Raw genomic sequence first — 12,186 nt, forward strand, 5'->3', positions numbered from 1 at the left:
GGCTTGGCCATTTTTAAGAATTCGCTTGGTAGCTCATTCAAAAAACTAGCTTTGCGAAACGTTCGTTTCGCGATTTATGACCATTTGACTGGTCGCTCATTGTTCAGTTTTCAAAGAACAAATACTTGGTTTATTTCCTCCCGGCTCGTGACCGGAATTAGATAATACCATGTTTCGAAACATGATTGCAAGCTTTATTTTTCAGCTTGTTTTCGTTTCGAACACCGCGTCCCTGTATCTCTCAGCGGCGGAATTAGAATATACCATGGACTCAGCAACTATCGCAACAGGTATTATTATACAAGTAGATTAACCCATATTTACACCTTTATTCATCGCAGTATATTTTGAGCTAATAATGAAGAAAAATGATTTCAACCCCGCTTCAGCAAAAAAAATATGAAAAATTTGGTTCGTGCTGTTCACAAGCCCAAAGGTTTGTGTTAAAATGAAAGCGCTAACAAATTCATCTTATCGAGGGGGATCATTACATGATGAAGGTAGTAGCAGACGATGCTCGCAACATTTACGAAAACTTTGAGGTAGAGAAGGACATTTATTACTTCAAGGTCGGTAGGCTTGGTCTGGCCAGCTTTCACGGTAGAAACTACAACATAAAGAAGAGAATTACTACCGAGCAGTTGAACAGTTACATCACATCAGGTCGCTTCATTAAAGTCAGCGCTAATTGCTATGTCAATGCAGAGAAGGTACTCTCCCTAACGGACGGTACGATCTCTTTTGACCGCAGCACTTCCGAAGCCAAACAAGTCCATGTGTCAAAGTGGCGCGCACAAAGCATCAAGAATGTGCTGACATCACGGAATCCAATGGCTATGTAACAATTCAAAGACCATGATTGGAATGAGACCTTCATTCGAGTCATGGTCTTTTTGATTCTTCTTCCACTATGCTCATATTTGGGGACAATCCTACACACAATAGGCTACATCTTCCCGGAAAGGAGTGTGACCCATGGCAAAGCAGCAAGGACAAGGACGCAAGAATACGACTACGAAGTCCTCTGATAAGAAAAGCAACAGCAATGCAGAGGATTAACGATAAGCTTTACTAATCTAAAACTGTATCGCACATTAAGCTCTTGCTCCTCCCTCTCAACAGCGGGAAAGCAAGGGCTTTTATTATATGCCGAAACACGGATGACCTCGCCTTCGACCACTGCTATAATGGAGGAAAAGTCGCTGCGAGGTGAATCGGAATGAGTACTACCTTACAGACACCCAGATTGCAACTTCGCCCGTTTGAACAAAGGGATGCGTCCACCGTACAACAGCTAGCCGGGCAATACGAGGTCGCACGCACAACCCTATCGCTTCCACATCCCTACCCCGATGGAGCAGCCGATGCATGGATCGCATTTCGCAAAGACGCTGCCCAGCACGGACACGGTTTTACATTCGCTATAATAGATGAGAAACAACAGCAGCTAATGGGATGCATCAGTTTAAACCTAACAGCCGCACATCAACGAGCTGAAATCGGTTACTGGTTAGGTCAGGAATTCTGGGGACAAGGTTACGCAACCGAGGCCGCCAAACGTATTGTCCGCTACGGCTTCGAAGTACTGAACTTGAATCGTATCATCGGCGCCGCCATGACACGTAATCCGGCATCATCCGCAGTATTAACCAAAGCCGGCCTGAAACACGAAGGGACTTTTAAACAGCATATCCTCAAATGGGATCAATTCGAGGATCTCGATTACTTCGGGATCACCAGAACAGAATACTTCTCCAAGTAAAAAGGATGGCGAGTCATTCGCCATCCTTTTACTAGCTTATCGCAAAAGGCGATAACCCCAGCAGTTCCTTCCTCATTACCGCCCATACCGCAGCAAGCGTTTCTTGGATGTGCCAAGCCGTTGTTCCAGCTGCCATGACCGCAAGACCATGCTTATAGGTAAGCGATACGCCCCATTGAACCTCTCTCTGTCCACGACTCGGCAACGATTCTAACGCAGCCCGAACTGCCTCAGCATGCTTCGCTTGGATTCGATCGGCAAAAGCATAGAATACACCGGTATGAGTCAACTTCCCCAAACAACCGGGAGCCGACAATTGCTGCGACTCCGGTATGATATTTTGCTGCTGAGCGTAGATCAGTTCATCCTCATAATAAACGCGCACCTTGTTCTTCAGATGGATATAGTCGAACAACTCGCCGCGCAGCGTTCTGCCCGGGCAGAGCACTTCTGCTCCCATCCACACCGCACCTTCGCTTAAGCGCACCAGCGTCTCCGAATCCAGGGCAGCGTCTCGATAAAGCATTACCGGCTCAGGCATGGACTCCAGTACCGATTCCTTCCCGAGCTCGAAGCTTTGCCTGATTGAAGAACCGCCAAGCAGCACGCTTGAAGGATGCACCTTCGTAAACGATTGATTCGTGACGTACGCATGCGCACCCGGCTTGATTTGCCAATCGAATTCGTATCGATCGCCGGCCAACAACCCCGGAGACACATCCATCACGATAACACCGAGCGGGCCATCAAGCGGAAAAGCTTTTGCGATCTTAATAGGTGCAGTATGATATTTCGAGGTCAAAACCGTTCCGCGCTCCCGCTTCTCAAATACCGCCCGAAGCTGCGATACACGCTGCCCCTCCTGATTAGGAGTGGTGGTGGCGATGTGCTGCGGCATGTTCATGTCCACTCTCATGATTATGCTCGTGCTCGTGGTGATGCTCATGTCCATGAGCGTGGGCGAGCTCATGCTCCAGCCAAGCAACAATTCGATCCACATTCACGCCACCGAAGAGGTTCGAGAATACATAAGGGCGCTCTCCGCGCATGCGTTTCGTATCGGACTCCATCACTTCAAGACTGGCACCGACATGAGGGGCCAGATCGATTTTGTTAATAATCAACAAATCCGAACGCATGATGCCCGGGCCGCCTTTACGCGGAATTTTCTCGCCTTGTGCCACGTCAATAATGTAAATAAACCGATCCACCAGTTCCGGACTAAAGGCTGCCGCCAAATTATCGCCGCCGCTTTCGATAAAGATCAAATCGAGATCGTCAAAACGGCTCGTCAGCTCATCCACCGCTTCAAAGTTCATCGACGCATCCTCACGAATCGCGGTATGCGGGCATCCGCCCGTCTCCACCCCGATAATACGCTCTTCCGGCAGCACACCGGTTGCAGCCAAAATCCGCGCATCTTCTTTGGTATAAATGTCATTCGTGATGACCGCCACACTATATTTATCCTTCAGCGCACCTGCAAGACGCTCCACCAATGCTGTCTTTCCCGAACCTACAGGACCGCCTATTCCGATTCGAACCGGTCTTGAACCTGCGCGATCGATTGCCGGCTGCTCCCACTCATGATGATGATGACCTTGTCCTTGACACATTGTACATTCCTCCTAGCGGGATATGAAGTTTCCATTACCGGCTTCCTACTCTCAAGACATGAATAGACGAGAATACAGATTCTCGTGGCGCATCATCGCAATTTCACTTATTGGCATGAAACTGAAGGCGTCCTCCGGTGTCATCCCAGACACCGCCTTCCAAGCATCCAGCGTCTTCGGCGTCAGCCTCGCGATGATGGTTTGCCCTTCGGTTTGGCCAATAGACATGAGTCGAAGCGCACTGTTGATGCAGTTGACGATGCTAGCATACATATATCCTTGCGCTGCCTGTTCAAGCGAAATGCCCAGACGATAGCAAGCAAATCCGAACACGAGCGGGTGAGTGCCTAAACAGCTTTTCGACTTGAGCGCTTCCTGCAGAAGCGTCCAATCATAATCGGGATATAAGGAGCCCAACAGTTGCAATAGCCTTCGCCCCATCTTCTCGATCCCATTTCGCGTTTCAATCGCTGCGCGCTGAACGTGAACGAGCCGCTCTACGTCCCATATGGAACGATAATGGAATGACGGCATGTCTCGATATACGGATTTGATGACCATCACATCTGCCGTTGACCAGCTCTGCATGAGCATCGATACCGTGTATTCCTCAAGCTGCTTACTTGTTTGCAGCACCTCTTCTTGAACCAGCGTCTCCAAGCCGAAGGAATGGGAGAATCCGCCGATCGGCAAAGCCGAGTCGAGCAACTGCTGAAGAGCAAGCCAAGGCAGCACTACAGGCTGAGAACTTTCTTCTGAATAGTAGGCCAAGCTTCCCCTCACCTCCATCCCAAGCCGGAAGCAGCTACGCTACATGAATGCCTCTAGAACAAAAAGTATCGCTGCGCCATCGGCAATACGCCTGCCGGTTCACAGGTCGCCACAACACCATCTACTTTTACTTCGTAGGTTTCCGGATCAACGGTAATCACCGGCGTCGCATCATTGTGAACCATATCTTTCTTCGTCACCGTTCTGCAGCCACGCACCGGTTCAATCCGTTTGGCTAATCCGAGCTCTTCTGCAATGCCGCGATCATATGCAGCCTGCGATACAAATGTAATCGAGCTGCTGTTCTTGGCTTTGCCAAATGCGGCAAACATCGGACGGCCGAATACCGGCTGCGGCGTCGGAATCGATGCATTGGGATCCCCCATTTGTGCATAAGCAATGCTTCCGCCTTTGAGCACCAGATCCGGCTTTACGCCAAAAAACATCGGACTCCACACGACCAAATCCGCAAACTTGCCGGGTTCTATAGAACCAACCAGATGCGAGATGCCATGCGTAATTGCGGGATTGATCGTGTACTTCGCGATGTACCGCTTGATGCGGAAATTATCAGCCTCAGCACTGGTATCAGGCGCCAGGGGGCCGCGCTGTCTCTTCATCTTGTCAGCGGTTTGCCAAGTACGAATGATAACCTCCCCCACGCGCCCCATTGCCTGCGAATCGGAGCTGATCATGCTGAATACGCCCATATCATGCAAAATATCTTCAGCCGCAATCGTCTCCGGACGAATCCGAGAGTCCGCGAATGCAACATCCTCCGGAATGCTGCTGTCCAAATGGTGACAGACCATGAGCATATCCAAATGTTCTTCGATTGTGTTAATCGTAAACGGACGTGTCGGATTCGTGGAGGAAGGCAGCACATTCAACTCGCCGGCTGCCCGGATAATATCGGGAGCATGCCCGCCGCCGGCCCCTTCCGTATGATACGTATGGATAGTCCGGCCTTTAAATGCCGCCAGCGTATCTTCCAGAAATCCCGCTTCGTTCAGCGTATCCGTATGAATCGCTACCTGAACATCGTACAAATCCGCAGCTGTAAGGCAAACGTCGATGGAAGCCGGCGTCGTTCCCCAGTCTTCATGCAGCTTCAGCCCGATGGCACCCGCTTCAATTTGTTCGATGAGCGGTCCGGTAAAGGAAGAATTGCCTTTGCCGGTAAAGCCCAGGTTCATCGGAAACGCTTCAGCAGCTTCCAACATCCTGCGCATATGCCATGCCCCGGGCGTGCACGTCGTTGCATTCGTACCGGTTGCCGGCCCCGTACCTCCGCCGATCATCGTCGTTACGCCGGAAGATAGCGCCGTTTCTATCTGCTGCGGGCAAATAAAATGAATATGGCTGTCGATTCCGCCGGCCGTTACGATTTTCCCTTCGCCCGCAATCACTTCCGTACTCGCGCCGACGACCATAGTCGGCATTACGCCATCCATAATATCCGGGTTACCTGCTTTGCCAATCCCGACAATGACACCGTCTCGTATCCCGATGTCGGCTTTCACAATCCCCCAGTGGTCGATGACAATCGCATTGGTAATGAGCGTATCCAGAACCCCCTCACTACGTAGCGCCCCGCTCGATTGCCCCATACCATCTCGAATGACTTTTCCACCGCCGAACTTACACTCATCTCCATAGACGGTGTAGTCCTTCTCGATTTGAGCCCATAACTCCGTATCCGCCAATCGAACGGCATCGCCCGATGTCGGACCGAACATGGCCGCATAGCTGCCGCGACTCATCTTACTCATGCTTGGTTCCCTCCCACGCCGAAAGCCTGGTGCGCACTTCATCGGACATATTGCCGCGAATCGCCGGACCATTAGTCAGCGCGTTCAGTCCGAAGGAGCGTTTGCTGCCACCGAGCTCTACAAGCTGAACCGGCTTCTCCTCGCCCGGCTCAAACCTAACCGCGGTGCCGGCCGGAATATCCAGGCGCATGCCGAATGCCGCTTCGCGATCAAACGCAAGCGCCCGGTTTACTTCAAAAAAATGAAAATGCGAACCTACCTGCACAGGACGATCCCCCGTATTGGCAACAAGAACTTCCACTGTCTCCCGACCGGCATTCAGTTCGATTTCTCCGGACGCCGTGCGGTATTCTCCCGGTATCATGGCGATCCCCCTCTCATAGCGACGTTAAAGTATGGGATGATGAATGGTCACGAGTTTCGTTCCATCCGGAAAAGTTGCTTCCACTTGTACTTCATGGATCATATCCGCCACGCCTAACATCACTTGATCTCGGCTTAGAATGGTTGTGCCGTGTTCCATTAATTGCGCTACCGTCAGCCCATCGCGGGCGCCTTCCAAGATTTCAGAAGTAATCAGCGCGATACTTTCGGGATAGTTCAATTTCACGCCTCGATTGAGTCGTCTACGTGCCAAATCGGCAGCAATCGTAATTAGAAGCTTTTCTTTTTCCCTTTCCGTTAACTGCATACAGGCACCTCTTCCAACGTTTTCTACTATTATAGCGGTTTCACGGAATCAAGTAAATCATTTGTGTCATGTTTAATAACACGTAGTGATAGATTAATTGAGATTATTGCTACATATTGGAATTCGGTGTCAGGTTTTGTCGAAAACGAAGAGAAAAGCCTTCATCTAATACGTGATTTCCTCAGCTTCCTTGCCACCTCTTCCATAGGTGAACGTGCTAGCCATTCAATGCCCGATGTGATAGACTAAAATTTATTGAACTTACTTTGGGAGGGACAGAAATGGCGGCAAAAAAGATGCGTTCAGACACAATTAAAAAAGGATTTGACCGCGCTCCGCACCGCAGCTTGCTGCGTGCTGCCGGGGTAAAAGAGGAAGACTTCGGTAAACCGTTTATCGCGGTTTGCAACTCGTACATTGATATCATTCCAGGCCACGTTCACTTGCAGGAATTCGGAAAGCTCGTTAAAGAAGCGATCTGGGAAGCAGGCGGCGTGCCTTTCGAATTCAATACGATTGGCGTCGACGACGGAATTGCAATGGGACATATCGGTATGCGTTACTCCCTCGCGAGCCGCGAAATTATTGCGGATTCCGTTGAGACCGTTGTAAATGCTCACTGGTTTGACGGCATGGTTTGTATTCCAAACTGCGACAAAATAACACCGGGCATGATTATGGGCGCGCTTCGCGTCAACATCCCGACAATGCTTGTCAGCGGCGGACCTATGAAAGCCGGCAAAACTTCCGATGGCCGCTCTATCTCGCTCTCCAGCGTATTTGAAGGTGTCGGTGCATTCCAAGCAGGTAAAATCGACGAAGCCAGCCTTACGGAGCTTGAGCAATTCGGTTGTCCGACTTGCGGATCTTGCTCCGGTATGTTCACGGCTAACTCCATGAACTGTCTGGCAGAAGGTCTTGGACTGGCCCTTCCGGGTAACGGAACGATCCTGGCTGTATCGCCTGAGCGTAAAGAGTTCGTTAAGCAAGCTGCTCGTCAGCTGATGAACCTGATCGAAATGGATTTGAAACCACGCGATATCGTGACCAAAGATTCCATCGACAATGCATTTGCACTTGATATGGCAATGGGCGGCTCCACAAACACAGTCCTTCATACGCTTGCAATCGCACATGAAGCGGGTATCGAATACCCAATCGAGCGCATCAATGAAATTGCAGCACGCGTTCCGCATCTTGCGAAGATTGCTCCGGCTTCGGATTACCACATCGAAGACGTGCACAACGCAGGCGGCGTAAGCGCAATTATCAACGAGCTGTTCAAAAAAGAAGGCGCCCTTCACGGTGACGTGCTTACTGTAACAGGTAAGACACTTCGCGAGAATGTAGCCGGACACGATATCAAGGATACGGATGTTCTTCATACGCTGGACAACCCGCATAGCGAGCGCGGCGGACTAGCTGTTCTATTCGGTAACCTTGCGCCACGCGGTGCGATCATTAAAGTCGGCGCTGTTGATAAATCGGTCGGCGGCTACCATAAAGGTCCTGCAATTTGCTTCGATTCGCAAGATGAGGCACTGCATGGCATCGCTAACGGTAAAGTTAAAGAAGGACATGTTGTCGTCATTCGTTACGAAGGCCCTAAAGGCGGACCTGGTATGCCGGAGATGCTTGCGCCAACGTCGCAAATCGTCGGTATGGGTCTGGGAGCTAAAGTTGGTCTCGTAACGGACGGCCGCTTCTCCGGCGCATCCCGCGGCATCAGTATCGGACACGTTTCTCCGGAAGCTGCCGAAGGCGGTCCTATCGCTTTCGTTCAAGACGGCGATCTCGTGGAGCTTGATCTGATCAACAACCAAATGAACCTTCTGATCAGCGATGAGGAGTTCGAAGCTCGTCGTGCGAATTGGAAAGGCTTTGAGCCGAAAATCAAAAAAGGTTATCTGGCTCGTTACTCCCACCTTGTAACAAATGCAAGCACAGGCGGCGTACTAAGATTTAATTAATTCCGCCCAAAACTGAAACATAATGGAATCGCCCTGCGTATGACTAGTTGGAAGTCAACTACTTATATGCAGGGCGATTTTCATTTTATATTTTGGAGGGATTCTCATGTTCGGGAAAGTAGCTGCCGATTTGCTTGGTTTAAGCGATTTAGGATCTGTCATCAAACCGGAAAACTATGATAAGGTCGATGCCGACGACTACGTCCTTCACGAGGATAACGAGAAAATTTATTTTCTGATCAAATCCAAGTCCGATGAGTATTGCTTCACGAATCAAGCGCTCATCCACCTCGACGGCACAAGTGCAGTCAGCAAGAAAAGAACGCTCCACCGCTATTCATACAGCGCACATAAGATTTCCAGCGTATACTTAGAAACGGCGGGCACCGTCGATTTGGATGTCGAAATCAAATTCAATCTTGGCGGCACACCGTTCACCATAGACGTTCATAAGAAACATATCGAAGAAGTAAAGGATCTCTACAAAGCACTGATCAAAATCGCCGAGCTTACGCACGAGAATGAAATTTCACTTGGCTTTGCAAGACAGAGCCTGGATCTTGCCTCCTCCACCGTCAGCCAAATTTATAAAGCGGAAATCGATCTCTCGGAACAATTCAAATCGATAAACCAGCTCGCGTTCAATTGGCTTGCCGAAACGCAAAAGCAATACAAATCCAAAGATTTTGGTGCCGTATTCGAGCGTTATATCAACCACTAATGAATGTTTGGCAGCACATCAACAAGAAAGGCGCCCCGAGTTCCGAGGCGCCTTTCTTATAATCTTGTTCGTTATGGCGTATACTCTCCTGCTCCTGCTGCATTCGCATTGTCATAAGCTGCAGGCGTTAGCCCCGGGCGCGTTCCTTGATGAAGCTTAGGCTCGTAAACCTGCGCCTTCTTCCAGCTGGGATTCACGTTCGCCTCAGCACCGTAGCGCCCCCAGAATTGGTCCATCGACATCGCAATAATTCGCGGATCAAGCCGCGAGCCTTGCTCAGTCAAACGTTTCTTACCCGAAGGATGAAGCACACGGAGCAGAAGCTTCAAATACAGCCGTGTAGAGTAATCAAACAGACCTTTCGGAATCGGCAGCACGCTGAATCCGAATTGCTCTGCGCCGCGATTAATCATGCTGACGCCATATAACCCTTTTGCATGTTCGTATTCTTTGTTTCCTACAAGCTGCTGGGCAAGCTTTGGCATCCCCTTCTGCACTTCTCGAATGAGCATAATCGCAACTTGCATCATCGAGCGTGATTCAGTCATCATTTTCAGCAGCTTATGATTATCAAAGTGAAGCTCGATTACAGGATCCTTGTGCTCGATTCGTCTGCCGTCCGACAGCTCCAGCGTTTGTCCCGGATAAGGGACAAGCCGAATGTGGAAGATAGAGCCTTCTCCGCCTGACTTCACGCGGAACAGAACGTGGAACACCCGCTCCCAGCCCATCCAACATGCGATCACTGCCCGTTTGAAGAGGCCGTGCGACGCAGGCTTGGCTTCTTTCGACTTACTGCGATCCCCGTCCGTGAGAGCAATCATGTCCGTAATATGGACAAATTGAAAGCCGCGTTCACGACCCGCCTCTAAGAACGCCTCCAGTGCAATAAGCATGTTAGCCGGCGCATCAAGGTCCGCCCCGAAAGTAGCGCCGCAATCATGAAGAAGCAGCACTTCTCCCGGCCGAAGCTTCTTCATCATGCGAGCCTTAAGCCGTTCAGCCCCTACCCGTTTGCGCCAATCGCCGAACAGCGCAGACCATAGAATGATTTGAAGATAGCCCAAATTAGAAAAATCAAACAGATTGACGATCCCCCACGGAGGTCTGTAGTACGCCGAACGAACGCCGGTTGCCCGGCGGATAATCTCTGATGTGCGATGAATTTGTTTCTTAACCGTTCTTGGACGCATAAGCCAATTGGACTTGTGTACGTAATTGTGAATGCCGATGACATGCCCTTCAGCATGCATACGCTGCAAGATCTCCGGGTTCCGTTCTGCATGGATGCCAACGACAAAGAATGTCGCCTTCGCATTATATTTCTTTAATAAATCAAGCAGCTGCGGTGTATAGACAGGATCTGGCCCATCATCGAACGTAAGGGCAATTTCCCGTTCTGCACGTCCCCGTTTAAATACGCGAAAACCAAATGTACGGCTTATGATTCCGGGTAAAAAAGCATAAAACGTTAAAAAATAAAATCCCCACAGCAGGAAGTTTTCCATGATACGTTTTCCCACCACCCTAGTTTCGATCCTTGTCCATTGGAAGAGGGAGTGCCATTGATGCCTGATACCTTCATTCATTGTAACATAGCACGTACAATAACGGCTACGGAAGTTACAACGAAGAAATACAGCATAAATCGGAAAATTAGGCTAACATAAAGTTAAGTTGGGAAACACTGTTATTTTATAGTACAATCATGATACAAAACCGCATAACAACTATTAAAAAAGGAGTCAATCGATGCTTTCCTTCTACCGTAAATATTGGCGTACCGCATTCGATATTGCCTTAATTGTTCTGACCGTGTATCTCGTCATGCTTGTATTCAGTTATGTATACCGGATTGCCACTCCAATATTCCTTTCTTTTTTAATTTTCATGTTTATTGAGCCCCCTGCTCGGTGGATGCAGCGGCTGGGAATGAAGAAATCCATCGCTTCGGGCATATCCGTTCTCATCTTCACCCTCGTCATCGTCGGCGCATTTGTAGGTGCCGGTTTCGTTGTCACCGCCCAGGTTACCGGACTTGCTTCCAACCTTGGCAAGTATCAGGATTTACTCGTCGATCAGTTCCAGAAAAACGCCGCTCTGCTCGAAGACAAAGTCGATGCCCTTCCGCTTCCGGATAATGTTGTGGAGAAAGCCAATGAGATCTTCGGCTATATCACAAGATGGGGATCTAATCTTGCGGTATCCTTCCTGCTCTCGCTTGGCGGTTACTTGAAATCCTTCTCCGCCTTTATGATTAACTTCACGATCGGAATCATACTCGCTTATTTCCTTAGTCTGGAAATCAAGGAGTGGAAGAAGCTGGCGCAGGAGAAGACGCCCAATACATTCAAGAAGGCCTTTCTATTCTTGCGCGAGAATGTATTCTCCGGCATTGCCGGTTATTTGAAAGCCCAAGGCAAGCTGATCAGCATTACGTTCATCGTTATTTTCGTCGCCTTGCTGCTTCTCGGCGTGCCCAATGCCTTCTCCATCGCGCTGCTGTCCGCTTTCTTCGACATCCTGCCCTTACTCGGCGTCGGGACGGTATTTATTCCGTGGATCATATACTTATTCATTGTCGGTAATACGACGCTCGCCATTTGGCTCAGTTGTTTGTTCCTTGCCGTCGTATTGACTCGTCAATTTCTGGAGCCGAAGATTACAGGAGACACGCTCGGCGTTTCTGCCTTCACGATGCTCGCATTCATGATTATTTCACTTTCGATATTCGGGATTGCAGGCGTGATCCTGTCGCCCATTCTTATGATTCTGCTCAAGGCGCTGTATGATCAACGTTACTTCCACCGCTGGATTCATTCACCTAAAGGGGAGTTCGATCATCAAACCAATCCGGCGGAGAATACGGAAATCGTGGACTAG

At 49.6% G+C, this 12,186-nt stretch carries 12 protein-coding genes; 5 read left to right on the forward strand and 7 right to left on the reverse strand.

Annotated features, from left to right (window positions below; all coding sequences use genetic code 11):
- Nucleotides 1-491 precede the first annotated feature (491 nt).
- Nucleotides 492-842 carry a hypothetical protein gene (locus I8J30_RS30685; RefSeq protein WP_091220600.1) on the forward strand — a complete coding sequence of 117 codons (351 nt, stop codon included), beginning with the start codon at nt 492-494 and terminating at the stop codon, nt 840-842.
- Nucleotides 843-1,219: 377 nt separating this feature from the next.
- The gene (locus I8J30_RS30690; RefSeq protein ID WP_210664204.1) at nt 1,220-1,762 is read left to right on the forward strand and encodes a GNAT family N-acetyltransferase; all 543 of its coding nucleotides are present in this window, start codon (nt 1,220-1,222) and stop codon (nt 1,760-1,762) included.
- Nucleotides 1,763-1,793: 31 nt separating this feature from the next.
- Here I8J30_RS30690 and I8J30_RS30695 read toward each other — a convergent pair whose 3' ends face one another.
- Genes I8J30_RS30695 through I8J30_RS30720 form a run of 6 tightly spaced genes read right to left on the reverse strand, consistent with a single transcriptional unit; the run spans nt 1,794 to nt 6,612 of the window.
- Nucleotides 1,794-2,678: an urease accessory protein UreD gene (locus I8J30_RS30695; protein ID WP_240548501.1), complete on the reverse strand. Its 885-nt coding sequence runs from the start codon at nt 2,676-2,678 to the stop codon at nt 1,794-1,796.
- Nucleotides 2,629-3,378: an urease accessory protein UreG gene (gene ureG / locus I8J30_RS30700; RefSeq protein WP_210664205.1), complete on the reverse strand. Its 750-nt coding sequence runs from the start codon at nt 3,376-3,378 to the stop codon at nt 2,629-2,631. The genes I8J30_RS30695 and ureG overlap by 50 nt, the downstream gene beginning before the upstream one ends.
- A gap of 51 nt (nt 3,379-3,429) precedes the next feature.
- On the reverse strand, nt 3,430-4,149 hold the full coding sequence (locus I8J30_RS30705; protein WP_240548502.1) for an urease accessory protein UreF: 720 nt from the start codon (nt 4,147-4,149) through the stop codon (nt 3,430-3,432).
- 53 nt (nt 4,150-4,202) lie between these two features.
- Nucleotides 4,203-5,921 carry an urease subunit alpha gene (gene ureC / locus I8J30_RS30710; RefSeq protein ID WP_210664207.1) on the reverse strand — a complete coding sequence of 573 codons (1,719 nt, stop codon included), beginning with the start codon at nt 5,919-5,921 and terminating at the stop codon, nt 4,203-4,205.
- The gene (gene ureB, locus I8J30_RS30715) at nt 5,914-6,285 is read right to left on the reverse strand and encodes an urease subunit beta (protein WP_210664208.1); all 372 of its coding nucleotides are present in this window, start codon (nt 6,283-6,285) and stop codon (nt 5,914-5,916) included. The genes ureC and ureB overlap by 8 nt, the downstream gene beginning before the upstream one ends.
- A gap of 24 nt (nt 6,286-6,309) precedes the next feature.
- Entirely contained in the window at nt 6,310-6,612 is a 303-nt protein-coding gene (locus tag I8J30_RS30720; protein ID WP_091220630.1) for an urease subunit gamma, read from the reverse strand.
- Nucleotides 6,613-6,893: 281 nt separating this feature from the next.
- Here I8J30_RS30720 and ilvD point away from each other — a divergent pair, with 281 nt between their 5' ends.
- Both ilvD and I8J30_RS30730 read left to right on the forward strand, forming a co-directional pair.
- The gene (gene ilvD, locus I8J30_RS30725; protein ID WP_210664209.1) at nt 6,894-8,582 is read left to right on the forward strand and encodes a dihydroxy-acid dehydratase; all 1,689 of its coding nucleotides are present in this window, start codon (nt 6,894-6,896) and stop codon (nt 8,580-8,582) included.
- A gap of 106 nt (nt 8,583-8,688) precedes the next feature.
- Nucleotides 8,689-9,303, forward strand: a complete 615-nt coding sequence (locus I8J30_RS30730; protein ID WP_210664210.1) for a PH domain-containing protein — start codon at nt 8,689-8,691, stop codon at nt 9,301-9,303.
- A gap of 71 nt (nt 9,304-9,374) precedes the next feature.
- Here the strand turns inward: I8J30_RS30730 and I8J30_RS30735 are convergent, their stop codons facing one another.
- On the reverse strand, nt 9,375-10,811 hold the full coding sequence (locus I8J30_RS30735; protein WP_210664211.1) for a polysaccharide deacetylase family protein: 1,437 nt from the start codon (nt 10,809-10,811) through the stop codon (nt 9,375-9,377).
- Nucleotides 10,812-11,055: 244 nt separating this feature from the next.
- Here I8J30_RS30735 and I8J30_RS30740 point away from each other — a divergent pair, with 244 nt between their 5' ends.
- The gene (locus I8J30_RS30740; protein WP_210664212.1) at nt 11,056-12,186 is read left to right on the forward strand and encodes an AI-2E family transporter; all 1,131 of its coding nucleotides are present in this window, start codon (nt 11,056-11,058) and stop codon (nt 12,184-12,186) included.

Origin of the sequence: Paenibacillus lignilyticus, from assembly GCF_017942085.1 — a bacterium.
Taxonomy (GTDB): domain Bacteria; phylum Bacillota; class Bacilli; order Paenibacillales; family Paenibacillaceae; genus Paenibacillus_Z; species Paenibacillus_Z lignilyticus.